Genomic DNA, 24,299 nt, shown 5'->3' on the forward strand with positions numbered 1-24,299 from the left:
CCTAACCCGGATGATTCACCGGCCCCCGAACTTGGCGCGCAGACTGCGCGAACACCAACCCGAAGCGCAAGCGAGCTAAGTCCTTTGCTGATCCTCGCTTGCGCTTCGGGTTGGTGTGGGCCGGTGAATAATCCGGGCTAAGACCTAAGACCCAAGACCTACAAATTCCTGAACCCCGAACCCCGAACCCCTCCCAGTGTCCGACCTCCCTACACTCCCTGCTCGCGAACCCGACAGCCACAAAGGCGACTTCGGCAGCGCCTTGCTGGTCGGTGGAGCACGGGGCATGACCGGCGCCATTTCTCTGTCGGGCATGGCCGCGCTCCGCGGCGGAGCCGGGTTGGTGAAGCTGGCCGTGCCGTTAAGCTCGCAGGAGGTGGTGGCCGGTTTCGAGCCATCGTACATGACCATCGGTCTGCCTTGCGACGATGCGGGCAGAATCGGTCTTCCGGCCCGAGAAGGGATTGCCGAGTTGGCGCAGAAAGCGACGGCGCTCGGCTGCGGCCCCGGTCTGGCGAGGTCGGCGGAACTGGACGAATTAGTGGCCTGGATGTACACCGAGCTAACGCAGCCGGCGGTGTTCGATGCCGACGCGCTGAACGCCCTGGCTGCGCAGCCCGACCTGCTTGGCAAGCCGGGCGGGCCGCGGATCCTCACGCCGCATCCGGGCGAGTTTCAACGGCTGATCGGAGCGACCGCCCGTCTGCCGCGGCACGAATTGGAGCAGCAGGCAGTCGCCTTGGCCGCCCGCTGCGGAATCGTCGTGCTGCTCAAGGGGCATCGTACCCTGATCGCCGACGGGCGACAGCAGGCCCACAATACAAGCGGCAATCCGGGCATGGCCACCGGCGGTACTGGAGACGTGTTGACCGGACTGGCGACCGCGATGCTCTGCCAGCATCTCTCGCCGTTCGATGCCGCCCGGCTTGCCGCCCACGTTCACGGACTGGCCGGCGACCTGGCTGCCCAGGAGTTGGGCCAGGTGTCCCTGATCGCCAGCGATCTTGTGCGTTGGCTGCCGGCGGCCTTTCGGCGCCTCGCTGGTTGAGTCGCGGACTCTCTGTAGGGAACGGACTCCGTGCCGTTCCGCATCTCTGTAGGTAGCGAACGGACTCCGTGCCGTTCCGCATCTCTGTAGGTAGGGAACGGACTCCGTGCCGTTCCGCCGAACGCCGACAGATCGTCCGCTGCGCGCGGAACGGCACGGAGTCCGTTCCCTACAGACGCCGGGCTGGAGTTGCTCAAAGGCCCGCTGAGGCGCGCGCGGAACGGCACGGAGTCCGTTCCCTACAGAGCCTGACGCCGCAACTGACCTTGACGCCGGTTGGCGCCCTCCACACACTAGCCCAGCCATGCGCCTCTTTACCCGCTACGTCACGGCCGAACTGCTGAAGACCTTCCTGGTCACGCTCACCGTGCTGACCAGCTTTCTGATTGTCTATGGCCTGGTCAAGCAGGCCCGCGACCAAGGGCTGGGGCCGCAGCAGGTGGTGCGGATCATCCCCTATATTCTGCCCGAAATGTTGCGCTACACGATTCCCGCGACGCTGCTGTTCGCGGCCTGCACCGTCTACGGGCGCATGGCCGGTTCGAACGAAGTGGTGGCCATCAAGTCGCTGGGCATCCACCCCATGACCGTGCTTTGGCCCTGTTACATTCTGGCCTTCGTTCTCAGTCTGTTCACGGTGCTGCTGAACGACATGGCCATCACGTGGGGTCAGGCTGGCATCGAGCGGGTCGTGATCGAAGGGGTGGAAGAGATCGTCTATGGCATGCTTCGCACGCAGCGAAACTACACGAACAAGAACATCACCATCCTGGTGAAGGCGGTCGAGGGGCGGCGGCTGATTCAGCCGACCTTCACTTTTTCGGCCACCGAAGGGCAGCCGCCGAAGACCGTCACGGCGCGCGAAGCCCAAATCCGCTGCGACGGCAAAATGCTGACGATTGTGTTCCAGCACGCGACGATCGAAGCGCAGGGTCTCCAGTCGTACCTCGACCACTTCGAGTATGAGATTCCCATCCTCGACGCCAGCCGCAAGACCGACGATTCGCACATACCGACCCGCGTGCCGATGCGGCTGATCGAAACCGAAGTGGCCCAGGTCGAGTTGGAGATGTCGAACTACGAGCGGCGGCAGGCCGGCCAGCTTGGCCTGGCCCTGGCCACCGGCGATTTCGACTCGCTGGTGCAAAAAGACTGGGCCCACGAAGCCATCATCTTGCAGGACTTTCGCAACCATCTCTATCGGTTGTTCACCGAGCCGCCCCGCCGCTGGTCGGCCGGGTTTAGCTGTCTCTGTTTCGTGATGGTCGGAGCGCCGATGGCGATCTGGCTTCGCTCCGCCGATTACCTCACCAGTTTCTTCCTTTGCTTCGGGCCGATCTTGCTGATCTACTATCCGCTCCTGGTGTTCGGCGTAGAACAAGCGAAGAGCGGAACGCTCAGCCCGCAAATCGTCTGGCTCGGCAACGGGGTGCTGGCGGCCTGCGGCGTGTGGCTGCTGCGCAGCAAAGTGCTGCGGTACTGAAGTGCATTTACGTGGGCCACTCCAAGTCGAAGTAATCGCTGTCGTAGCGCGGGGCGCTGCTGCGCCCGTGAGCGGGGCTACTCGGTGTATGGAAGGTTGAGGCTGTTTCCGCCGTTAGCTCTGCTCAAAGCCGTGGCTGGTGAACAAAGGTCGGCGGCGAACTCGGCTTGCTGATACCGGCCACTGGAGACGTCCGGATGGGGCGTCACGACTTCGCGCCACGGGTTAAGGCCACCTTGGGGTTTGCCTTCGGTCGGCTGAAACGACGCCTTGCGCATTTCGCTGCGGCGCTGCTCGTCGAACTGCCCCCGCAGCAGGTCCATTCGCATCTGCTCGACCTCGGCCGCCTCAGGGGCCGAGATCGCGGTCAATAGTCGGCCTGTGCTGTCGAGCGCGCGATAAGCGTCGTTGCCGCTGAAGGCTTCGTTGTGCGCCCAGCGGTTCCGCACCTCGCGCAGCTCGCTGACCAGGCTCCGCTCCGCGTGGCCCAGCGTGCGGGCAAACACATTGTTCCACTGGTTCCAAACCGCGTTCAGCAACAACTGCGGATCGGCCAGATTTGGCTTCGTTGCCTTCTTACCGCGAGCCGCCCTGGGCGCGCCATCCGCCAGCACCTCTTCCCACTTCTCGCCCAGCGCCGCTTTCAATTCACGCTCGTCGAACGGCTGCAAGCCCGCCGCCAAAAGGTCGATCGCCTTGCCGACCCGTTCTCGATTCGTTACCGCCATAGTTGGCCCTCAATCGCTCATGAGTTTGGGACAGAGAAAGTTGACTTCTATACCGTGACGAACGAGTGCCTCACGGTCGTTCCACCAATCGGTGTCGGTGGCATTGTCAATGTTGGCAATCGGGTCACAGCCAAGAGCGACGGCCACCCATTTGCGGTCGGCCGGGTCGAAGCCCGCGAGGTCGGGATCGTCGGAGAATTCGACGAAGTTTGTAGGGTCGTCTTCCCTTGGCGTGATCTCGACTTGAACGCAATGACCTGGATTCGCCTGATTGCTCCAGAGCCATTTGAGAAAAAAGTCGCCCGGCCCCGGTTGGCCCTTCAGTGACGCGTAGGTCCTATATTCGCGTAAAATGCGCATGCCAGTGTCGATGGCGACCACATCCGCATCGTGAATTCGTCGCAATTCTTTGATACAACTCTCGACGCACTCTGGATCTACATGGTCCGCGAACTTGTTGGCCGTTGCCAGCACGTTCGTGTCGACGACTACGGGCATCAGGCGCCCTCCTGCCGCCGTTCGGAAATAGCTTCCGCCATCGCCGCCATCTCGCCAAACTGGTCGCCAAAAAAGTCGTCGGGCCAATTGCTGATGTTCCCGAACGCATCCACTTCGAGCAGGTCGAGCTGCGAAACGCCTTTTTCGAGCCTGCAAAAGTACAGGGCCACGTCGCTGCTGCTGAGCGATTCTTCGGCAATCCGCCGTTGCATGCGCCTGAGCAAGTGTTCGCTGTGGCTTTCCACGATCAGCTGCAGGTTCCTTGCTTTAGCGACCTCGATCAACAGGTCAGCAAGTGCCGCTTGCACGCGAGGATGCAGGTGCGCCTCAGGCTGCTCCAGGAGAATCGTCGATCCGTCCGGCACATAATAGCAGAGGACAAGAACCGGCAAGAGTTGCGAGACGCCAAAGCCAACATCGGTGATGAGCACTTCGGGCGACTCGGCCGTGCGGCGTACCCGAACGCGGTAGAGCCCGCTTCCCCCAGCAATTTCCTGGACCGCGAAGTCATGGATTAATCCAAGCTCCTGGAGCCAATAGGCCACGGATTCTTCGACAGAACGTTCAACGCCCGTGGCTCGATCGCGGATTTGGTGGCCGTTATGACGGCTGGCGAGCAAGGCATCGACGACTCGTTCGCCATGCGGGCCAACGTCGTCCGGCTTTCCTCCCGCCCAGGTGTAATGGCGGGCCGGCACCGCGCGCAGCGGACCGAGGTAAAACAGGCGGCCGAAGAGTTCCTCGACTTGGAGGCTAAGGTCGGAAAGGAAGCCGGCCTTTTGGAAATAGATCTTCACCTGATAGGGAAACCCGTAACATTTCACGGGCGCCGGGAGATCCCAACGGTGTCGTTCCGTTCGCTTTAATCCGGGCGCGGCGGGCCCTTGAGCCCAAAGCGAGTAGTCACCCCGGCCCGGGTCGCGGTTGTAACCGAACGTCGATCCGCCGAAATCGTAAGCCATGCGCTCGACGCGGACCTCGCCCGTTTCTGCGCCGCTTACGGTGCATCGGTACGCGATCTTGTCGTCCTCAATGACAACCGCGTCCGGTCCTTCTTCCAGGTCGACAATCTGCCTCGTGTGGCCAAGCAACCAGCGTAGCTCCCAGCCAATCCGCCCTGGCAGTTCGTGACCATGCACGACATCGCCAAACGAACCAAGTTCAACGAGGCTTCGGCTGTCCCCGAGGTCCAGTGCTTGCGTTCGGTCGGAGGAATCGACGGTTTGCTTGAGCATCAGCAGCCATTGCAGGATGCTCGTTTTGCCCGAGCTATTTGTGCCAAACAAACCCGTGATCGGGGCGAGCCGCATTCGCTCGATCTTCCGCCATGACTTGAAGCTGTCGAGAGAAATCTCAGTAATCATATCGGTCTCGCCTCTTACTTCAGTAATGCCGTAAATCCTGCCTGCTCGTAATGATGGTCACCCGTGAGCGCTTCTCGAATGCCCCGGTCGTGCATAACCACGAACGAAATGCAGTCCGTCAATGACCACTTTTTATCCGGACGGGAGTCGTAAAGCTCCGTGCCACGAACCATCAGTTCTTCGCTGGGCGGTACGATCTCGGTGTCAGGATCCGCCTGAAGGCGGCCGACGAGCTGCGCGAACACATGCCGCTTGTCGGTCGTGGCGAGGCCGTCCGCGAGTTCGGTCAGGACCCATGCGGTCGTGACCACATTCTCATTATGTTGGGTCGCGTAGGCGAGCGCGCGTTGGTGGGCCGCGTCATTCGGATTGAGGACCGCGAAAAAGTAAAAAGCGTCGGCGAACACTTGGTTCATTCCTTTGGCGCTCCGTGCAAGTAGTGGTCATGATGCTCGGCCATGTCTGCCGGCAGATCGGGGACCGAGCCAATAAGGTCTCCGAACTGCTCGGCCAGCGTCATTCTCCGCCCCGAAGGAGCCGACGTTTCCTTAAGACCCATTGCACGGTTCCATATTTTCTCTAGCACGTCACGAGCTTCGCCCGGATCGTTGACCGGCTGGCCCGGCATGCGGGCCTTTCCGTTCTCGTCCTCTACCAAAAAGTTGCCGTGACCGTCCGGGTAGATGTAAAGACGCAGGTCGAGCCGCGCGCCGCTCGGCGTTGGCTGAATTGGGATGCTTGTAAGCCATTTGTCGAATTTCATCATCTTTTCCTTCGCTTCGTTAGCGCCATAATTCGGTTTCGATGGTTTCTATTGCCTCTTCTTCTGATTTTGCGTCGAGAAGAAGGTATGTCTCGCGCGAGCCTCCGCCCACTTGGCGTATCGACTGCTTTCGTAGTCTGGCTAGACAGCGCTTGTTGGTCAGGGCATCAATGCGGTCTAAATCATCTTCGGTTAGATCGTCGGCGACGGTGCCAGTCGTTACGTTACCGTCATCGCCTAACAAGTCAAACACGAGAGACTCTCTGGTTAGTCCGCGGAAGACCCCCTTTGCCAGAAGATCCTCCTCCTCTAGTTCACGTTCCAAGCGATCTGACGCGGACTGGATCCGTTCACTCGTGATCGACTGGGACGGAGCGGCGGAAAATGCGACACGAAGCTCAGCTCCGTGCTGAGCGAGGATGTTGAAGAATTTCTTCATGGAGCGCAGCACGCCGGGCGGGATCTCACCGACGAGTTCGTCAAGCGAGCGATCACTGCTGCTAACCTGCACCAAGGCGTTGGCCACATTTTGGAGCGACCGCGCGTGGAGATTCAGTAAGCCCTCGTCTTCCGCATGCCGCGGCACAAATTCGAGCCCAAATGAGCCACGCGGCGTGCCTGTGAACAATAAACCAGGGAATGGCGAGCCACGCGGCCGACGCTGGCGCCCCGCAATGCGAGCGGCATCTCTCTCGTCGCGCAAAGCCTGCTCAATAAACATCCGCTCATACTGAATGAGCGCTTCTCCGGCCAAGCCGGGGCGAATACCGTGACCCTCCTGGACGCCGCCGCCTTTCAAGAATAGCGCAACCCGAGGTGGGGTTGCGCGTTCCTCACGGAACAGCGTGCCGCTAGGACGCTCGACTTCACGGAGCTGGTAGACGAGCCGACGGGGTGAGGCGCCGAGCGGGACCAAAAAGTGATCGACGCCGAAAACCGATTTCAAGCGGCGCGTGTCGAGAAGCATCGGCTTGCTCATGGATACGGGGAGAGCTGGTTCGGATCTCGTGGGTCACCTAAGTGGGGCGGCAACACGTTCAAAATGCTGTCAAATGCTGGGATCGGCATAGGGGTCGCTTTCCTGCCATTTTAACACGTCTGGGGCCGCGCCGAAGCGCCCGCTACGAGTGGCCGACTGGCTCGGATTAGAACATTTCTTCTTGGTTTTGCCGCCCTTCTGTTCGCCGGGCGTGTGCCAGCTTGCTCAACTCCGGCCAGGCGATGAGCAGGCCGTTGTAGGCCAACGCTTCGTCGGCCCACTTCTTGCGCTCGCAGAGCGTGTAGAGCCGATAGGCCAGCTCTCGGGCAGTCTCGCCGATGCCGCCCAGCCGGGCCAAGAGCGCGGCCGCGCCGGATTCGCCTTGCGTTTCCAGGGCGCGAATCAGGTGCTGGGTGGTTTCCCAGACGGTCAGGCGACCGTCGGCGGCGGGTCCCAGTCGTCGGGCAAGTCGTCGCGGCCGACGAGCTTGACTTTGCCGCCGCGGGCCTTGACGACGCCGGCTTCGACCAGCCCGGCGACGGCGGTGTTCTTGGCTTTGGAGAGCGTTTCGGCGACGCCGTAGGGGCCTTCGTGCATGCCGTATTCGGCGAACCAGGCCAGCGCCCAGCGGGTGTCGGGGTCGAAGTCGCCTTCCTGTTCGGCGAGCACTTCGTCGAGCACCTGGTTGATGATGCCCAGGGCGGTGCGCACGCTCATGGCCGAGCCGTCGGCCTCGACCACTTTGGCATAGCGTGTGAAGACCGCCATGCCCGGCCCAATCGCCGCCTGCGCCAGATCGACCGGCGCGATATTGCAGTGCTGCAAGTTCTTCAGCGCCTCAGGCAACTCCGCCCGCAGGGCGTTCATGAAATCTTTCCGCGTGGCAAGCGGGGCGTTCGGTAGGCCAGCCGAATGCGGTGGGCCTCGGATACTAGCCGGAAGAGCGCGCCGTCGCCGTCGAAGCTCCACGGCTGGCCGGCGACGGCGATTCCGCCAGAGTCGCGATACGTGAGGTTGATGGCAACGCTGCCGATTCAATCGACGGCCACCACCGTGACCAGGCCATCAGGCAAAACGCCTTTGACCGATGTTCCGACGGTGATTTCTTCCAAGCGGGCCATGGTTTCGGCTCAGGGCGTTGGGTGCGCTCAGAGCGCGGATTGGCAATTCGATGCCCAAATTGCGATCCGGTTGCCTGAAGCACGAGCCGGAATTCTACTGCCGCCACGGAGCGAATGCTAGCAGCGGCTGATTCTTAGGCCAGAATCCCACGCACTACCTCCCCGGCCACTTCGGTCAGCCGGTGATAGCGGCCTCTGTTCTGGATGGCCTCCCCGCGGGTTACAATGCGCCGGATACCGCAGGGCTTCACCATGACCGTTGACCCAAAGCCGAAAGCGGCCTTCCGTGATCGATCGTCTGCAAAAAACCGTTGCCGAGACTGGACAGGGCGAAACGCCGCGCGATGTTGGTGTCTCGGCGCCCGTGCCGGAGCGGATCGGTCGCTACCGCGTCGAGGGGCTGCTGGGCAAGGGTGGGTTCGGTCTGGTCTACTTGGCTTACGACGACCAATTGCAGCGGCTCGTCGCCATCAAGGTGCCGCACGCCAAGCTCGTCGCACAGATCGCGGACGCCGAAGCCTATCTTGTTGAAGCTCGCACCGTCGCCAAACTCGACCACCCCAATATCGTGCCGGCGCATGATGTGGGCAGCACCGGGCAGTTCCCCTGTTTTTTTGTCTCGAAGTACGTCGACGGCACCAACCTCTTCACGAGGCTCAAACAGTCCCGACCGTCGCTGCATGAAGCCGTGGAACTGGCGGCGGCCGTGGCCGAAGCATTGCACCACGCCCACAAGCAAGGCGTCGTGCATCGGGACATCAAGCCCGGCAACATCCTGCTCGACAAGACCGGCAAGCCGTTCGTCGGAGATTTTGGCTTGGCGCTTCGCGAGCAGGATGTCGGCAGCGGGCCGCGCTACGCCGGGACCCCGGCCTACATGAGTCCCGAGCAGGCCCGCGGAGAGGGGCACCGGGTTGACGGCCGCAGCGATATTTTCAGCCTGGGTGCGGTCTTGTACGAAATGCTCACGGGCAGGCGTCCCTTTTCCGCGGATGTGGAAGAGGAACTGCTGGAACAAGTTGTTTCGCTCGAGCCGCGACCGCCCCGCCAGATTGACGACGCCATTCCAAAAGAACTCGAACGAATATGTTTGAAAGCGTTGTCGAAGCGTGCCTCGGAGCGATACACCACGGCGAAGGACATGGCTGACGATTTGCGCCATTTCTTGACCGAGCACGGTGGCGACTCTCTGGCGGCGACGATCGACATGCCGGTCGCCGCCGCGGCGGCGGCAATGGACCGGTCTGGCACTCCCTCGACGAAGCCCCAAACTCTGACCTCCGACGCGGCGCCTCTGAGAATTGTCCCGAAAGGATTGCGGTCTTTCGACGCGCACGATGCCGATTTCTTCCTCGACCTGCTTCCCGGCCCTCGCGACCGAAACGGTCTGCCCGATAGCATCCGTTTTTGGAAGACCGCCATTGAAGAATTTGACGCCGACAAGACCTTCCCGGTGGGCTTGATCTATGGGCCAAGCGGCTGCGGCAAGTCGTCGCTCGTGAAAGCCGGCTTGCTGCCGCGCTTGTCCCCCGATGTGATTGCGGTGTACGTCGAGGCCACGGCCGATCGGACGATGACGCGCCTGCTGAACGGCTTGCATAAACGCTTTCCTGGCCTGCCGGGAACTCCGGGTCTGAAGGATACGCTGACGGCACTGCGCCGGGGGATGGGTCTTCCGGCTTGCAAGAAGGCGCTGATCGTCCTCGACCAATTCGAGCAGTGGTTGCACGCCAACAACGAAGACCACAACAACGAGCTGGTGCAGGCCTTGCGGCAGTGCGACGGCGAGCGGGTGCAGTGCATCGTCATGGTCCGCGATGATTTCTGGCTTGCGGTCAGCCGCTTTCTGCGGGATTTGGAAGTCCGACTCGTCGAAGGGCAGAACAGCGCCTTGGTGGATCTTTTTGACTTGGATCATGCCAGGAAGGTGCTGGCCGCACTGGGGCGTGCTTTTGGCAAGCTTCCAGAGCGCCCCAGCGAAATGAGCAAAGAGCAGAAGGAGTTTTTGAAGCAAGCGGTTTCGGGCCTGGCCCAGGACGACAAGGTCATCTCCGTCCGCCTGGCGTTGTTCGCCGAGATGACCAAGGGCAAGTCCTGGACGGCAGCCACCTTGAGGGAAATGGGCGGCACGGCGGGCGTCGGCGTCGCCTTCCTGGAGGAGACTTTCAGCGCGAGCACGGCCCCGCCCGAACATCGTTATCACCAGCAAGCGGCCAGAGCCGTTCTAAAAACGCTCCTGCCGAATGCGGGGACCGATATCAAAGGACACATGCGGTCGCGCCGGAACTTGCTCGAAGCATCGGGCTATGCCAACCGCCCAAGGGACTTCGATAATCTCCTTCGTGTTCTGGACGACGAAGTACGCCTCATCACGCCGACCGAGCAGGAAACCAAAGAGGAAACCGCTCAAAACGCCGTCGAGCGCGGTGCAAGATACTACCAGTTGACCCACGACTACCTTGTTCCTTCCCTGCGCGACTGGTTGACGCGCAAACAGAAAGAAACCAGACGGGGCCGAGCGGAGTTGCTGCTGGCCGATCGCGCCGCGGTATGGAGTTCCCGGCCCGAAAACCGGCAATTGCCGTCGCTGCTGAACTGGCTGCAAATCCGCTGGCTGACGAGAAAGAAGAACTGGACGGCTGCCGAGCGGAAGATGATGGCAAAGGCCACGCGCTGCCATGCGTCGAAGAGCCTGGTGGTCGCGGTGATTCTGGTCCTGATCGGAGGGGGCACGCACGAAACGCTCGGCAGGCTGAAAGCCCAAGCGTTGAAGGACCGTCTTCTCGACGCCCACACCAATGAAGTCCCAACCATCGTCCACGACATGGTTTCTTATCGTCGGTGGCTCGACCCTCTTCTCTACGACGCTTATGCACAGGCCGAAGCGAACAAGGATCCACGGAAGCAACTGCATGCGGGCCTGGCCCTGTTGCCGGTCGATACCGCGTTCGTCGATTACCTTTTTGATCGCCTGCTCGACTCGAACCCGGAAGAAACTCCGGCGATTCGCGACGCGCTCGCGCCGCACAAGGCCGCCCTGCGGGACCGGCTGTGGGCCGTCATGGAATCGTCCGGAAAGGCCCTGGAAAAGCAACGCTTGCCGGCGGCTTCGGCGCTGGCGAGTTATGGCCCGCCCGACGAGGATGACGATGCGGGACGCTGGCAAAGGGCATCGGGCGTCATTGCCGACGAATTGCTGGCCGCGGTGCGGGAAAATCCCAGCCATTTCGCCACGCTCGTCGACCAATTGCGACCTGTCCGGTTCGTCTTGCTGCCTCCACTGAGCGAGATTTTCCGCGAGCGCCGGCGACCGGAGTCTGAGCGGTCGTTTGCGACGATCATTCTGGCCGATTACGCCGCCGACAAGCCGCACTTGCTGGCCGATCTGCTCATGGATGCCGACGCGAAGCAGTTCTCCTTGCTCTATCCCAAGCTGACGGAACACCGTGCCTCCGCGATCGGCATTTTGCGAAATGAATTAGCCAAGCGACGTGAACCGGTCGCCGGCACAGCAGAACGAGACGAGCTGGCGAGTCGACAGGCCAATGCGGCGGTGGCCATTTGGCGGCTCGACGGCCCCGTCTCGGTGCGACAACTGCTCGAACACAGCCGCAATCCGACGATTCGCAGTTACCTGGTTCGTCGGCTCGGACCCTGCGGCGCCGTCGATCCGCAGGACCTGATGAGGCTGGTGACGGCCGAGCCGAACGTCACCATACGCCGAGCGCTGATCTTGAGCATCGGCGAATTCGCGGGCACGCCGTTGCCAGACCGCGGCGAATTGGTTGACTGGTTGCTGAGCATTTTCGAGCGCGATTCGGATGCGGGCATGCACGCGGCGACGGCATACTTGCTGACATGCCTCGGAGAAGACGACAAGATCGAAGCAGCCCTCGAACGACTGCGCCTGAGCGAAGCAGAGATTCAGGAGCGTAACTGGGATGGACCGGCTGGCGGTCCTCTTTGGTTCGTCAATGGCCAGGGCCAGACGATGAGCGTTATTCCTGGCCCGGCGCAGTTTGTCATGGGATCGCCCCCCGGCGAACTCGGCAGGGAGGCAAGTGAGTCGCAGCATACGGTCCGGATCAGCCGAACGTTCGCCATCGCCGCCCACGCGGTGACCGTCGGCGAATTTCGCCGGCTCGGTTTTGGGGCCATCGATCGCCCCCCGCACTATCCGGTGACCTACGTGTCGTGGCATGGGGCGGCGGCCTATTGCAATCGTCTCAGCGAGCAAGAGGGCATTCCGCCGGACCAATGGTGCTACGAGATCGATGAGCAACAGCGCGTGGTGAAGCTGCGGCCGAAGTATCTGAGCCTGACGGGTTATCGCCTGCCGACGGAAGCGGAGATGGAGTTTGCCAGCAGGGCCAATGCCTCGACAAGCCGTTACTTTGGCGATACCGACGAGCTTTTGGCCGGCTATGGCTGGTACGTGCCGAACTCGAACGGCATGGTCCAGCCCGGAGGCCGCTTGCGGCCCAACGACTTTGGACTCTTTGACGCGCTTGGCAACGTCTGGACCTGGTGCCAGGAGAAGAAACGTGATTACCCCCAGACAGGCAGTGACCAGATCGTCGAAGATGTCGAATCCGACCTGGAGATCGGTTCTTGGCCACGCATGCTGCGCGGCGGGTGCTACACAGATCATGCAGCCGGGTTACGCACCGCACATCGCTGGTCGGAACTGCCGACGGCAACGAGCAACATCGTTGGCTTCCGCGTCGCTCGGACCCTCACCGCCCAATAGCCAGCCGCGGGCTACGAGACACAAACCCGAAGCGTAAGCGAGGCAATATCCGGTTGCTGCCTCGCTTACGCTTCGGGTTCGTGCGAGCAACCAGCCGACCTAATAGAATACGGACCGCAGAGGGCCTTTTCCCTTGTTATCAGCCGTTCTTAATCTATAATCCGCAGTTGCCGCCGATGTCTTGCGGGATCGACGTGCGATTCGTCGCTGGTTATTCGCTCGTGCTCCGATTCGAGAGAGATTGTCATGGCCAAAAAGCCCACTCGCCAGGCGCGCCCGCCATCGCGCGCCAAACCGCGCCCCCTCCATTTCCAATTTTGGGGATCGGGTTCAGGAGGAGGGCCGTGGCCCCCTTGCACCTTCTTTCCCGAGGGGTGCCCTGTTCCGGTCGGACTTACTTTGCAGCTCGATGGTCCTCTTGGGGGCGACAACGGATTCGGTCGCGAGCAACTGAGTCGCCCCACTTTGTTGATTTACGCCCAAGACCCCGCCTTCGCGTGTTGCTGGTTCAGCCGGGCCATCGACCTTGGCGACGAAAGCGGGAATCCCGCCTTTTGGATGCTGCAGAAGACCGCCAAGGACAAATGGTCTTTATGTTTGCGGCGTGTCAGCGGTCAATTGGCGGCTTACGAGGTCAAAGCGAAGAGCAATGGTTTTCCCATCAAGCTGAAAAAGGGCAAGACGACGAAGGACTTCAAATGGCCCGCGACGATCACGATCGGCCCGCAGGGATGAAGCTCTCATGATTTCGTTGCCCGTCTGCCGTTGGCGCTGCAATCTCGTCGACGGTCAATACATCTGTACGTCGGCGAAGTACTGCGGGTCGCCGAATGTTATCGCGGCCCGGTTCTGCGCCGATTGCGGTTGCGCCGACCATGAGCCGCCTGCTCCTCTTCCGCATGCCATGCCGTGCGTTCACCTGGGCGTGCTGCTGCGCGAAAATGGCCGGCGGCGCCAGGCGAATGCCGAAAGTGCGCAGCAACACTTTGCTTGCGCGCTATTTGGAAGTTGCCGGACCGAAGCTCCTGACCAGCGCCTTCCGGCGGAGGACCGCAGTTGCCAAACGTGCGCCGATTACCTGGCGCGCGACCCCTTCGGGCCCGACTCGGCCACAATGCGGAATCGGGCCGAGGAGTTTTTAGCGGCCATTCCGGAGTATCCGGCGGAGCGTTACCGCGGCCGGGGCATTGTCATCGCCGCTGGGGGCGACCGCTTTTTTCCCTCGCTTTATGTCACCGTTCGCGCGTTGCGTCATGTGGGCTGCAGGCTGCCGGTCCAGGTCTGGTATCTGGGTCGCCACGACGAGATGCCGGAGAAGCGCCAAAAGCTGCTGGCGACGTATGGAGTTGAGTGCATCGATGCCGATCGGGTGCGCCGCCGCCACCCGGCCCGCCGCCTGGACGGTTGGGAGCTGAAGGTTTTCGCGACACTGCACTCTCCTTTCGAGGAAATCCTTTTTCTCGATGCCGACAGCTATCCGTGTCGCAACCCCGAGTTCCTGTTTGAGCAGAAGGACTACCAAGCGCGCGGAGCGATATTTTGGCCCGATGTGCTGACCATCGATGACCGTCTCAAGTGGCCTGCCTTTGGCGTCGCCGATCCCCGTCGCCTGGGCTCGATCGAGAGCGGGCAGTTCGTGATCGATAAGCGGCTTAGTTGGCGGCCGCTCAACTTGGCATGGTTTTACAACGATCACTCCGATTACTACTACCGCTATTGCCATGGCGACAAGCACACCTTCGAAGTCGCCTGGACCCGCTGCGGCCGGCCGTTTGTCATGTGGCATCCTCAGGCGCCTTGGATCGACGTGGCCATCGTGCAGTCGGGCCCCGACCGCATTCCTTTATTCGTGCATCGCTGCCGCGACAAGTTTCGTCTCGACGACCACGACTACACCACCCCGCAATACAGGGCCCTGCCGACTTATCACTCCTCGTTGCCGATGGAAGAGGAGTGCTGGGGCTGGTTGACCGAACTGGCCCGTCTGATGCGCCGCAAGCCTCCCAGCCGGGGCGCCGTCGAGCACGTAAAGCCGCGGAAAACCCGGGCACGCAAGGCGCAATTCGCTATCGCCACCTTGTATACTCCGGAAATCGCCGACCTAGGAGCACGCACCTCCCAAGTTATCGCTCGTTATGCCGCGCGACATGGTTATCAGGCCCTCATCGCCGAGGAATCTCTCGACGCTGCACGGCACCCTGCCTGGAGCAAACTCCTCTTGACCGAGCAGTTCCTCGTCAATCATCCAAGCTGCACCTGGCTGATGTGGATCGACGCCGACGCGGTGATTATGAACCCGACGCAACGTTTGGAACACCTGGTCGATGAGAACGCCGACTTTGTGGTTGCTCAAGACCGCTCTGCTTGTTCAATCAACACAGGCGTTTTCTTCCTTCGCAACTGCGCGGCGGCGTTGAATATGTTGCGACTCGCCTACTCCAAGGTGCAATACCTGCACCACGCCTGCTGGGAACAGCCTGCTGTGGCGGACGCGATGAGCGAGTGTTCCGACACCTTACGCACCCGCATCGTTTCGCGGCGATTGTTCAATTCCTTTTTCGACGAATACGAACCAGGCGACTTTGTGCTTCATTTCGCGGGTTGCAACCATGAAATGAAGTTGGCCAGCGTGAGAAGCATCGTCGACTCGGCGGGGCCGGTTACGAAACGATCGCCCGGCGGCGCTGCACGTAATCCCACACCACGTAGCGGTCGAGATCGCGCCCGGCGGTGTTAAACACCCGGCCCTTCGCCCTCGCTGGGCTTGCCGGCGGGACGGGGAACAACCGATCAATTGTCGGAATCCGACAGTTGGCCAAGGGTGGGGGTTGTCCGCGACGGCGCCTTAACAAAAGCGACACACGCGTGTCGCTTTTGTTAAGGCACGCGCCGACCGCGGAGTGCGCCACGCGCCGGAGGCGCTCCAGGGCCTCAACGCGCGGCTGACGGACGTGCAACCGAAGTCGCACCAGCTCTTGAACGTTGGACGCGACAAACGTGTCGCCTGCCGCGCAGGCCGGAGACCCTGCGTATACTCCGTCGGAACCTGTTCGGACCCTGCCGCCGCGCGGTTTCTAAACCTCCGCGCTGTCGGGCACGACAAACGGCTTGCGGTAATCGCGCGTCAGCATGCCGTCGGCGGTCGCGTCGTTCACAAACCGCTCTTGGGCCGAATCGAACTCCAACGGCGCCCCGAATTGGACCAGCGCCGTGTCGGACACATGGTTCTCGCCCAAATGCTTGGCGAAACGGTCAAAGTCTTCGGCCGCGTACACGCAGGCGGTCAACTGCTCACGCACTTCGCCCAAGGGCACCGGCTTGCCCAGCCGGTACGAGATGTTGCCCAGATGGCACAGCGCGCTTGAGAGATGCCCCTGCTCGATGTCCGCGTGCAGGTCTTCGCGGCGGCGGCTGCGCACCGCGCCCAAGAAGTTGCCAAAGTGGTCGCCGCCGGCTTTGAAGGTGCTGACGAGCTTGCCGGCGCGATCGAAGGAGGCGCCGGCGTCGTAGCTGGTGAGCACGACGTAGCCCTCGCTTCCCTCGAAGATCACGCCCACATTGGCGCCCTTGAGCGGCCCGGTCTTCAAGCCGCGGACCTCGAACATCAGCGATTTGTCGCCGTAATTGTGGATAATCATCTGCGTGTTGGCCGTCTCGCCGGCGTCTTCATAGCCGAAGCGGCCGCCGTAGCTCAGCACGCTCTTCGACAAGCCGGGCGCGCCCAGGCCCCAGCGGGCAATGTCCATCTGGTGAATGCCCTGATTGCCCAGATCGCCGTTGCCGTAGTCCCAGAACCAGTGCCAGTCGTAATGGAATTGCCTGCACCCGCTCGACACCGGCCGGCCCGCTGCTTACACTTGGAACCTGTGTTTCCGTTCCCGTGGAGAACGCTTCGCGACCCTATGGTCGATTACGAAAGGTTATCAGGTGCCTATCGGGCCGCTCGCCGTGAGCTGCTCGAACGGCGAAATTCGGCGGGGCATTGGGAGGGGCGGCTCTCCAGTTCCGCATTGTCTACGGCCACCGCGGTCAGCGCGCTGGCCATCGTGCGGCGGCAGCTCGAACGAGACGACTCGCCCAGTTCTTTTGAACTGCAGGAACGACTGGAGCGGCTGATCTTCGGCGGCCTCGACTGGCTGGTGCCTGCGCAAAACCGCGACGGCGGCTGGGGCGACACCGACCGCAGCGTATCGAACATTGCCACCACGATGCTGGTCCGGGCGGCGTTTCAGCTCACCTGCCTGCCCGCCGCCGACCCCGAACTGCTCCAGCGGGCCGACCAGTACGTTCGCACTCAGGGCGGCATCGCCGGACTGCGGCGGCGCTACGGCCGCGATAAAACGTTCGCCGTGCCGATCCTCACCAACTGCGCGCTGGCCGGGCTGGTGTCGTGGAAAGAAGTGTCGCCGTTGCCCTTTGAGCTGGCGTGTTTTCCGCAGGCATGGTTTCGCTTCTTGCGGCTGCCGGTGGTGAGCTATGCCATTCCGGCGCTGGTGGCCATCGGCCAGGCGAGGTTTTTTCATCGCCCGCCGTGGAACCCGTTGGTGCGCTGGTGGCGGCGAGCGGCCGTCGAGAAGAGCCTGCGCGTGCTGGAGAAGCTGCAGCCGGCCGGCGGGGGCTTTTTGGAAGCCACGCCGTTGACCAGCTTCGTGGTGATGAGTCTGGCCAGCATCGGGCAAGCGCGGCATCCGGTCGCGCGTCGCGGCCTGGACTTCCTTTTGAACTCGGTCCGCGAAGATGGCTCGTGGCCCATCGACACGAACCTGGCCACGTGGGTCACCACGCTTTCACTCAACGCGCTCGCCACTGGCGACACGGAAACGGCCGTCGAAGCAAGCGAGCGATGCGCCGATTGGTTGCTCGACTGTCAATGCCGTGACGTCCATCCTTATACAGGCGCGACAGCGGGCGGCTGGGGCTGGAGCGACCTGAGCGGCTCCGTGCCCGACGCGGATGATACGTCGGGCGCTCTGTTGGCGTTGGCGTCGTACGATCAGGACGCGCGCGTTGCCGACGCCGCCCGGTTGGGAATTACCTGGCTTCTCGATCTGCAGAACTCCGACGGTGGCTGGCCGACCTTCTGCCGCGGTTGGGGCAAGCTTCCCTTCGACCGCAGTGGCAGCGATCTCACGGCGCACGCCCTGCGGGCCCTGCACGCCTGGCGGGAGGATGGGCTTCCTAGCCCGTCCAGTGGCGGACGGGACGGCCTAGGAAGGCCATCCTCCGCGTCCATCGACCGGGCCATCGATGCCGGTTTCCAATATCTGGCGCGCCAGCAGCAGCCCGACGGAAGTTGGATACCGCTGTGGTTCGGCAACCAGCACCATGCGCGCGAAGAAAACCCGCTCTACGGCACGGCCCGCGTGCTGCTGGCCTATGCCGATTTTGGCAAGCTCGACCATCCGGCTGCGCGCCGGGCCGCCGCCTGGCTTGCCAAGCAGCAACGCTCCGACGGCGGTTGGGGCGCCGAGCCGAGCGTCGAAGAAACCGCTCTGGCGGTCGAGGCGCTGCTGGCCCTCGACGGCGATTCCGCGTATCATCAGCACGTCGAGCGCGGGCTGAGCTGGCTGATCGAGTCAGTCGAAAGCGGCCGGTTTCGCCAATGCTCGCCGATCGGTTTCTACTTTGCCAAGTTGTGGTATTATGAGGCCCTGTACCCTATAGTGTTTAGCGTGTCGGCCTTGGGTCGGGCAGTGCGGCGATGTGAGCCGGCCCCGGCCCGCCGCCGCGTCGACCTGCTGCCCCGCCTGCCCGAGCCGACCTTACTGCGTCCCTCGCCCGCCCCCTTAAGCTAGACACGATCTTTGAGGTTTCAACTTGGCGACCGCACCCGTCGAACCACTGCCTGTTTCGCTCTCCGCACCGCGGGGCAAATCGCGCCGCCGCAACACCAGCCACCTGAAGCTCGTGCCGGAAACGCGCGAGTTGCGCGAAACCATTCGGGCACGTTGCGGCGAAGTGGCCGCCCGGCTCGACAAATCACGCCCGCTCGGCAAAGACGAACTGGAGGCCCTGGCCCGCGGCCTGCTGGACGACGCCGGCTGGCCCGAAGGCTTTTTGGGTTGGACGATGGTCGGCCTGGCCACGCAATTCTGGTCGGCCCAGGTGGCCGCGGTCCCCTTCGAGCGGCGATTGTTCTTGCTGCCGCATTGCTTGAAACACGCCGAAGGTTGTCCGGCCGACTACGACGAGTTCGGCCTCGATTGCCGCAAGTGCGGCGCCTGCCGCATCGCCGACTTCCGCACGCGGGCTGAAGAGCTGGGTTATAAGGTGCTGGTCGCCGAAGGCTCGCCGATCGTGCTCAAGATCATCGTCAGCGGCTACGTCGACGCCATCGTGGGCGTGGCCTGCTTGAACGTGCTGGAAAAGGCGATCGACAAAATCCTGCTGGCCGGAATTCCCTGCCTGGCCGTGCCGCTGCTGTCCAGCGATTGCCGCAATACGTCGGTCGACGAAGATTGGGTCATGGAGATGATCAATCTGCGGCAAGAGCCGCCGCCGGTGCTGACGCGCTCCTACGTGCATCTCATGCGGGCGGCCTCCGGACTGTTCGAGCCGGCCGAACTGGAGCGGCTGTCGCCGCGGCTGCGCGGCGGCCCGACGCTGGCCCAAATGAACGGTCAGGGCGTGAGCGGCCTCGACCCGGTGGCCGGCACCGAGGCCATCGCCTACGACTTTCTGGCCAAAGGCGGCAAGCATTCCCGACCGTTCATCACGCTGGCCGTCTACGACGCTCTCACCGGCGGCAAGGGCACGACGTCTCAGGGCGCAGCGCATCTGGCCACCGTGTCCGACTGGGTGAAGCGGGCCGCCGTGTCGATCGAGACGTTCCACAAAGCGTCGCTGGTGCATGACGACATCGAAGACGACGATCCCTATCGTTACGGCGAAGCCACGCTCCATCGCCGCTTCGGCATTCCCACGGCGATCAACGTGGGCGATTATCTGATCGGCATGGGCTACCGGCTGATCAGCCGCGACGCGGCCCACACCGGCCCTGACGTTGCCGCCGACATCGTCGATCGATTGGCCGACGCGCATTTGAAACTGAGCGAGGGCCAAGGCGCCGAGCTGCTGTGGCGCGATTCGCTGCAGAAGCGCCTGACGCCTCTCGACGCGTTGAAGATCTATGCCTTGAAGACCGCGCCCGCCTTCGAGGCGGCCCTGTTTTCGGGACTGCGCCTGGCCGGACCCGGCGATGCCGCGGCCTGGGTGGGGCAGTTTGCCCGAAATTTGGGTGTCGCCTTTCAAATCCTCAACGACCTGAACGACTGGCGCGGTGACGATCACAACAAGCTGCTGGCCGCGGGCGACATTTTGGGCGGCCGGCCCACGGTGCTTTGGGCATTGGCGCTGGAGGGGCTCGACGACGCGGGCCGGGCCGAACTCGAAGCGTTGGTCGGCACGCAGGACGCCGGGCAAGCGGCGGTCCAGCGCGTCCGCCAGCTTTACACGTCGGCGGGCGTATTCGAAAAGGCCGAGCGATTGGTCGACAAGTATCAGCAGCGGGCCGAGGCGATCGCCGACGAGGTTGGCAACGACGAACTGCGGCGGCTGCTGTACTACTTGGTCGATACGGTGCTGGAGCGTCCGAGCACCGCGGAACCTGATGTGATGATGCCTACTCTGTCGATCGCCGTATCGTGAGCTCTTCGTACCCGCTCATTCCCGACCTGCAAACGCTCACCGAGCTGTTCCACGCCGATCGCGAATCGCTGGGCCGGTTCAGCGAGGTAAGCGTGGAGCAGATGCCGGAAGTATATCGGCGGCTGCTGGCCCACAACGATCACATGACCGTGGCCGTGGAGGCGTTTCACGGCGGGCCGGTCGATGTGCGCGTGCTCAAGCGGCGGGTGAGCGACACGCATTACGCTCGCGAGATTCTGCTGTCGAGGCAATCGGACGGCGAGGTGGTGCAATACGGCATCATGCGCGTGAACTTCGCCTATTTGCCGCCGGAGGTGCAGGGAAAAATTCGCGGCGAGCAAACGCCGCTGGGCCGCATCTTGATCGAGCACAATATATTGCGGCGCGTGCAGTTGTTCTCCCTGCGGCGTGTGGAGCTGGGCGAGGTGCTGGCCGCGCATTTCCAGCGCCCGCCGGGAACCATCACCTACGGCCGCACCGCGCTGATCGAGTGCAACCAGGTGCCCGCGATTGAACTGTTGGAAATCGTCGTGCCGATTGACGAACCGTAGGGTGGGACCAGCGAGCTTGCGAGCGCCGGCCCGCCAATGTTAGGCGTCAGGCAAACATATTTCTGAACCCTGAACCCCGAACCCTGTGATGGTGGGCCGGCGCTCGCAAGCTCGCTGGTCCCACCCTACACGTTCAATCCCGCCCATGCCAACCTACCATAGCCAGCGCCGTGTGGAGTTCCGCGACACCGATGCGGCGGGCATCGCGCATTTCACGGCTTTTTTCAACTACATGGAAGAGGTGGAACACGAGTTTCTGCGCTCGGTGGGCTTGAGCGTCCTCGCGCGCGACGGCGACGGCGTGCTGAGTTGGCCGCGTGTTTCAGCGCAATGCGACTACCGGGGCGCGGTCCGCTTCGAAGACCTGCTCGACATCGAGTTAACGGTCGATCGCGTGGGCGAAAAGAGCGTCACCTACCGTTTCTTATTCCAGCACGACGCTCGGCAGGTGGCTGAAGGTCGTCTGACGGCCGTCTGCTGCCGCATGAACGAGGGCGCCCCGCGATCGGTGCCCATTCCTGCCGAGATCGCCGCCAAGCTGCGATGAGGCCACCGGTTTACTCCGTCCTCAGCTCACCGCTTTCTTCACGAGCGCGGCGATCCTGGCCTCTTCGGCGGCGGTCAACTCCTTCAGGGCGAAGGCGGTCGGCCACATGGCGCCTTCGTCGAGGTTCGCCTTGTGCATGAAGCCGAAGGTCGCGTACCTCGTTTTGAACTTCTGCGCGCTTTGGAAGAAGCAGACGACCTTGCCGTCCTTGGCATACGCGGGCATCCCGTACCAGAGCCTCGGCGTGAGGGCCGGCGCGCTGGCTTTGATGATCGCATGGAGCCGCTCGCCCAGGACGCGGTCCGGTCCCGGCATCGCGGCGACCTGCGCGAGCACGGAGCTTTCCCCGTCCGCCTTGTCCGCGCGCGGCGCGGGGCGCGCGGCCGCCTTCTTCGCGGCTTTCTTGTTGCTGCTCTTGGCGGACTTCTGCATGTCCTTCTTTGCTGTCATGATTCACTTCCTTTCGCTGTCGCTCCAATCTGCCGCGCAAGACTTGCTCCGTCAATTCGCGAGTTCCAAATTCGTCCCAACCACTGGAAAGATTGGGGATCTCGTCAATTTGACACGCCGTTTTCGGCGGCTTATTGGCAGCCTGACGTAGCGAGACCGCTTATGACAATGGACGAATTTCGGAGGCAGCTCGCCACAACCCACTGGCCGGTTTCTCTACGCAGGCTCACGACCGCTCGCAGCTTTTCGCAACTTCGCGTTGGGGGAGGGTGGCTTTTCAAGAAGCTCCAGCACAAGAAGGCTGTCGCGGCGAGTGAGCTTGACTCGTTCGTGTTCTTGGATGACCGACCGGGCTTCCCGCAGCGCGGCGCGAAGAATGAAGTCGGTCATATCCGTCTGTGCCATGGCGACGGCGCGCATGATGACGGCCTTGTCGTCCGCTCGGATGCGTAGCCCAAATCGGGTATTGTCTTTGACGATGGGTCGGGGCATGACTGATCTCCTCTTCCGTACACATTCAAAGCGTACAGCCCACCACGTCGAACTCAAGCCGTCTTCGCCCGACGGAATTCGCCGTATGTTGCTGAGAAACCGGAAGTTCCGTCATTAACGAGCCGATGCCGGCCCTGTATCCTATACGCGAGCTGCGCGAGTCGCATCGGGCGGGTCGATGTTTTTTCCCGCTCAGGTGTCCGAACGGCTGCAGCTTGTTCGTTGTATTCACAGAAGGCGGGGGACAGGCCTCCGCCCGCGTAGGCGAAACCATAAGGAGTGCCAAAATGGCGAAGTTTTTGTTCATCTATCGCGAATCCACGGAGAGCCGCGCCAAGCCGTCTCCTGAGGAAATGCAGGCTTTGCAGGCGGGCTGGTATGCCTGGATGCAGAAGTTCAGCGCGGCGATTGTGCCCGGCGGCGACGGATTGAAGCATACCGGCCGCGTCGTGAAGACCGGACTCGTGACCGACGGTCCCTATGTCGAAGCTAAGGAAATCATCGTCAGCTTCGCGATCATCCAGGCCGACGACTATGACGCGGCCGTGGCCATCGCCCGTGCGTGTCCGCCCGGCCACACGATCGAGATCCGCGAGTTCGCCGGCTACGCATGAGCGAACCGCGGGCGCTGGTGGAGCACTTTTTTCGCCACGAGTTCGGCCGGCTTGTCGCCGTGCTGACCCGGTCGCTCGGCGTGCGCCGGCTCGAGCTCGCGGAGGACGTCGTGCAAGCCGCGCTCGCGCAGGCCCTGGAAACCTGGTCTCGCCGCGGCGTGCCTGAAGACCCGGCTGGCTGGCTCTACCGCACCGCCCGCAACCTGGCGATCGACGCGCTGCGGCGGGAGCGGACCCACGCCCAGGCATTGCCGCGCCTGGCCGAAGATGGCGAGAGGGAATCGGCGCCGCTCGAAGCGCATTTCGCCGACGAGATCGGCGACGAACCGCTGCGCCTGCTCTTCGTCTGCTGCCACGAAGCGGTGCCGGCCGAAAGCCGCGTCGCCCTCGCGCTCAAGACGCTGTGCGGTTTCAGCACCGCGGAGATCGCCCGTGCGTTGCTCACCAGCGAGGCCAACGTCCAGAAGCGGATCGAGCGGGCAAGGGACCGGCTGCGCGAGTTGGGCGTCGATTTCGACACGCCGCCGGCGGCCCAGCTTTGCGCTCGGCTGGAAGCGGTCCTCGCGGTCATTTATCTCCTTTTCAGTCAGGGCTGCCACGTCACGCATGGCGACATGCCGATCCGCCGCGACCTGTGCGATGAGGCCCGCCGGCTGGCGCGGATGCTCGCCGCCCACACGATCGGCGAGGTCCCGGCGGTCCATGCCTTGCTCGCGCTGATGTGCTTCCACGCGGCCCGCTTCGACGCGCGCGTCGCTCTCGACGGCGCCATCGTTCTGCTTGACGAACAGGACCGCTCGGCCTGGAACTTCAGCGACGTGCGTGAAGGCATGGCGTGGCTTGCCAGGTCGGCCGCCGGCGACGAGCTGACGCGCTATCACGTGGAAGCCGGCATCGCCTGGGAGCACTGCCGCGCGCCGACCTTCGCCGACACCGATTGGCGACGGATTGCCGAATTGTACGACACGCTCGATCGCATCGCGCCGTCGCCGCTGTACGCCCTCAACCGCGCGGTCGCCGAAGCCTACTTGCACGGCCCGCAAGCCGGCCTCGATCGCTTGGCCGCCGTTCCTCCGAAAAACGTTCCCGCCCGTTATCCCAGTTGGCACGCGGTGATCGGCGAGCTCCATTTCCGCCTCGGCCGACACTCCGCCGCCGAGCGCGCCTGGCGGGAAGCCCTACGCTTGACCACGGCCCGCGCCGATCGAGAATTCTTGCGTCGCCGCCTCGCCGTCTGCCGGCCCGATCCGGGGTAATTGCCGCG

22 protein-coding genes are annotated in these 24,299 nt (G+C 62.8%); 11 read left to right on the plus strand and 11 right to left on the minus strand.

Going from position 1 to position 24,299, the window contains the following annotated elements:
- Positions 1 to 196: 196 nt before the first annotated feature.
- Both VNH11_07905 and VNH11_07910 read left to right on the plus strand, forming a co-directional pair.
- Positions 197 to 1,048, plus strand: coding sequence for an NAD(P)H-hydrate dehydratase (locus VNH11_07905; GenBank protein HVA46282.1), 852 nt, complete (start codon positions 197 to 199; stop codon positions 1,046 to 1,048).
- A 304-nt stretch (positions 1,049 to 1,352) separates the two neighbouring features.
- Positions 1,353 to 2,531 (plus strand): LptF/LptG family permease, encoded by a 1,179-nt coding sequence (locus VNH11_07910; protein ID HVA46283.1) that lies wholly within the window; start codon positions 1,353 to 1,355, stop codon positions 2,529 to 2,531.
- Positions 2,532 to 2,608: 77 nt separating this feature from the next.
- On the opposite strand, the gene VNH11_07915 is transcribed toward VNH11_07910, so the two are convergent.
- The 8 genes from VNH11_07915 to VNH11_07950 form a co-directional block, all read right to left on the minus strand.
- The gene (locus tag VNH11_07915; GenBank protein ID HVA46284.1) at positions 2,609 to 3,259 is read right to left on the minus strand and encodes a Swt1 family HEPN domain-containing protein; all 651 of its coding nucleotides are present in this window, start codon (positions 3,257 to 3,259) and stop codon (positions 2,609 to 2,611) included.
- 9 nt (positions 3,260 to 3,268) lie between these two features.
- Positions 3,269 to 3,757, minus strand: coding sequence for a hypothetical protein (locus VNH11_07920; GenBank protein HVA46285.1), 489 nt, complete (start codon positions 3,755 to 3,757; stop codon positions 3,269 to 3,271).
- Positions 3,757 to 5,121, minus strand: a complete 1,365-nt coding sequence (locus VNH11_07925) for a DUF3696 domain-containing protein (GenBank protein ID HVA46286.1) — start codon at positions 5,119 to 5,121, stop codon at positions 3,757 to 3,759. The genes VNH11_07920 and VNH11_07925 overlap by 1 nt, the downstream gene beginning before the upstream one ends.
- A gap of 14 nt (positions 5,122 to 5,135) precedes the next feature.
- A complete protein-coding gene (locus VNH11_07930; GenBank protein HVA46287.1) occupies positions 5,136 to 5,537 on the minus strand; it encodes a PIN domain-containing protein in 402 nt (133 codons plus the stop codon).
- On the minus strand, positions 5,534 to 5,887 hold the full coding sequence (locus tag VNH11_07935) for a hypothetical protein (protein HVA46288.1): 354 nt from the start codon (positions 5,885 to 5,887) through the stop codon (positions 5,534 to 5,536). The genes VNH11_07930 and VNH11_07935 overlap by 4 nt, the downstream gene beginning before the upstream one ends.
- Positions 5,888 to 5,903: 16 nt before the next feature.
- Positions 5,904 to 6,851 (minus strand): hypothetical protein, encoded by a 948-nt coding sequence (locus VNH11_07940; GenBank protein HVA46289.1) that lies wholly within the window; start codon positions 6,849 to 6,851, stop codon positions 5,904 to 5,906.
- Between the two features lie 178 nt (positions 6,852 to 7,029).
- The gene (locus tag VNH11_07945; GenBank protein HVA46290.1) at positions 7,030 to 7,221 is read right to left on the minus strand and encodes a hypothetical protein; all 192 of its coding nucleotides are present in this window, start codon (positions 7,219 to 7,221) and stop codon (positions 7,030 to 7,032) included.
- 71 nt (positions 7,222 to 7,292) lie between these two features.
- On the minus strand, positions 7,293 to 7,730 hold the full coding sequence (locus VNH11_07950; GenBank protein ID HVA46291.1) for a hypothetical protein: 438 nt from the start codon (positions 7,728 to 7,730) through the stop codon (positions 7,293 to 7,295).
- A 540-nt stretch (positions 7,731 to 8,270) separates the two neighbouring features.
- Between VNH11_07950 and VNH11_07955 the strand changes: the two genes are divergently transcribed.
- The 3 genes from VNH11_07955 to VNH11_07965 all read left to right on the plus strand — a co-directional run bounded on the left by VNH11_07955 (position 8,271) and on the right by VNH11_07965 (position 15,471).
- Entirely contained in the window at positions 8,271 to 12,734 is a 4,464-nt protein-coding gene (locus VNH11_07955; protein ID HVA46292.1) for an SUMF1/EgtB/PvdO family nonheme iron enzyme, read from the plus strand.
- Positions 12,735 to 13,199: 465 nt separating this feature from the next.
- Positions 13,200 to 13,469 carry a hypothetical protein gene (locus tag VNH11_07960; GenBank protein HVA46293.1) on the plus strand — a complete coding sequence of 90 codons (270 nt, stop codon included), beginning with the start codon at positions 13,200 to 13,202 and terminating at the stop codon, positions 13,467 to 13,469.
- A 7-nt stretch (positions 13,470 to 13,476) separates the two neighbouring features.
- Positions 13,477 to 15,471, plus strand: coding sequence for a hypothetical protein (locus VNH11_07965; GenBank protein ID HVA46294.1), 1,995 nt, complete (start codon positions 13,477 to 13,479; stop codon positions 15,469 to 15,471).
- 337 nt (positions 15,472 to 15,808) lie between these two features.
- Here VNH11_07965 and VNH11_07970 read toward each other — a convergent pair whose 3' ends face one another.
- A complete protein-coding gene (locus tag VNH11_07970) occupies positions 15,809 to 16,570 on the minus strand; it encodes a hypothetical protein (GenBank protein ID HVA46295.1) in 762 nt (253 codons plus the stop codon).
- A 66-nt stretch (positions 16,571 to 16,636) separates the two neighbouring features.
- Between VNH11_07970 and VNH11_07975 the strand changes: the two genes are divergently transcribed.
- The 4 genes from VNH11_07975 (at position 16,637) to VNH11_07990 (ending at position 21,479) form a co-directional block, all read left to right on the plus strand.
- A complete protein-coding gene (locus VNH11_07975) occupies positions 16,637 to 18,529 on the plus strand; it encodes a prenyltransferase/squalene oxidase repeat-containing protein (protein ID HVA46296.1) in 1,893 nt (630 codons plus the stop codon).
- Between the two features lie 112 nt (positions 18,530 to 18,641).
- A complete protein-coding gene (locus VNH11_07980) occupies positions 18,642 to 20,381 on the plus strand; it encodes a polyprenyl synthetase family protein (protein HVA46297.1) in 1,740 nt (579 codons plus the stop codon).
- Positions 20,378 to 20,932, plus strand: a complete 555-nt coding sequence (locus VNH11_07985) for a hypothetical protein (GenBank protein ID HVA46298.1) — start codon at positions 20,378 to 20,380, stop codon at positions 20,930 to 20,932. Before VNH11_07980 ends, VNH11_07985 begins: the two co-directional genes overlap by 4 nt.
- A 145-nt stretch (positions 20,933 to 21,077) precedes the next feature.
- The gene (locus VNH11_07990; protein HVA46299.1) at positions 21,078 to 21,479 is read left to right on the plus strand and encodes a thioesterase family protein; all 402 of its coding nucleotides are present in this window, start codon (positions 21,078 to 21,080) and stop codon (positions 21,477 to 21,479) included.
- 21 nt (positions 21,480 to 21,500) lie between these two features.
- On the opposite strand, the gene VNH11_07995 is transcribed toward VNH11_07990, so the two are convergent.
- Together VNH11_07995 and VNH11_08000 are read right to left on the minus strand one after the other, a co-directional pair.
- Complete coding sequence (locus tag VNH11_07995; protein ID HVA46300.1) at positions 21,501 to 21,929, minus strand: DUF1801 domain-containing protein; 429 nt, start codon at positions 21,927 to 21,929, stop codon at positions 21,501 to 21,503.
- A gap of 216 nt (positions 21,930 to 22,145) precedes the next feature.
- Entirely contained in the window at positions 22,146 to 22,421 is a 276-nt protein-coding gene (locus tag VNH11_08000) for a DUF1778 domain-containing protein (GenBank protein HVA46301.1), read from the minus strand.
- 287 nt (positions 22,422 to 22,708) lie between these two features.
- Here VNH11_08000 and VNH11_08005 point away from each other — a divergent pair, with 287 nt between their 5' ends.
- Entirely contained in the window at positions 22,709 to 23,035 is a 327-nt protein-coding gene (locus VNH11_08005; protein HVA46302.1) for a YciI family protein, read from the plus strand.
- A complete protein-coding gene (locus tag VNH11_08010; GenBank protein HVA46303.1) occupies positions 23,032 to 24,291 on the plus strand; it encodes a sigma-70 family RNA polymerase sigma factor in 1,260 nt (419 codons plus the stop codon). Before VNH11_08005 ends, VNH11_08010 begins: the two co-directional genes overlap by 4 nt.
- Positions 24,292 to 24,299 lie beyond the last annotated feature (8 nt).

Source organism: Pirellulales bacterium (genome assembly GCA_035533075.1).
Lineage (GTDB): Bacteria > Planctomycetota > Planctomycetia > Pirellulales > JAICIG01 > DASSFG01.

What these genes read in the sequence shown, in the direction of transcription:
- VNH11_07910 (HVA46283.1), top strand. Translation starts at nt 1,353, where the DNA reads ATGCGCCTCTTTACCCGCTACGTCACGGCCGAACTGCTGAAGACCTTC.
- VNH11_07915 (HVA46284.1), bottom strand. Translation starts at nt 3,259, where the DNA reads ATGGCGGTAACGAATCGAGAACGGGTCGGCAAGGCGATCGACCTTTTG.
- VNH11_07920 (HVA46285.1), bottom strand. Translation starts at nt 3,757, where the DNA reads ATGCCCGTAGTCGTCGACACGAACGTGCTGGCAACGGCCAACAAGTTC.
- VNH11_07925 (HVA46286.1), bottom strand. Translation starts at nt 5,121, where the DNA reads ATGATTACTGAGATTTCTCTCGACAGCTTCAAGTCATGGCGGAAGATC.
- VNH11_07930 (HVA46287.1), bottom strand. Translation starts at nt 5,537, where the DNA reads ATGAACCAAGTGTTCGCCGACGCTTTTTACTTTTTCGCGGTCCTCAAT.
- VNH11_07935 (HVA46288.1), bottom strand. Translation starts at nt 5,887, where the DNA reads ATGATGAAATTCGACAAATGGCTTACAAGCATCCCAATTCAGCCAACG.
- VNH11_07940 (HVA46289.1), bottom strand. Translation starts at nt 6,851, where the DNA reads ATGCTTCTCGACACGCGCCGCTTGAAATCGGTTTTCGGCGTCGATCAC.
- VNH11_07950 (HVA46291.1), bottom strand. Translation starts at nt 7,730, where the DNA reads ATGAACGCCCTGCGGGCGGAGTTGCCTGAGGCGCTGAAGAACTTGCAG.
- VNH11_07965 (HVA46294.1), top strand. Translation starts at nt 13,477, where the DNA reads ATGATTTCGTTGCCCGTCTGCCGTTGGCGCTGCAATCTCGTCGACGGT.
- VNH11_07975 (HVA46296.1), top strand. Translation starts at nt 16,637, where the DNA reads ATGGTCGATTACGAAAGGTTATCAGGTGCCTATCGGGCCGCTCGCCGT.
- VNH11_07990 (HVA46299.1), top strand. Translation starts at nt 21,078, where the DNA reads ATGCCAACCTACCATAGCCAGCGCCGTGTGGAGTTCCGCGACACCGAT.
- VNH11_07995 (HVA46300.1), bottom strand. Translation starts at nt 21,929, where the DNA reads ATGACAGCAAAGAAGGACATGCAGAAGTCCGCCAAGAGCAGCAACAAG.
- VNH11_08000 (HVA46301.1), bottom strand. Translation starts at nt 22,421, where the DNA reads ATGCCCCGACCCATCGTCAAAGACAATACCCGATTTGGGCTACGCATC.
- VNH11_08005 (HVA46302.1), top strand. Translation starts at nt 22,709, where the DNA reads ATGGCGAAGTTTTTGTTCATCTATCGCGAATCCACGGAGAGCCGCGCC.
- VNH11_08010 (HVA46303.1), top strand. Translation starts at nt 23,032, where the DNA reads ATGAGCGAACCGCGGGCGCTGGTGGAGCACTTTTTTCGCCACGAGTTC.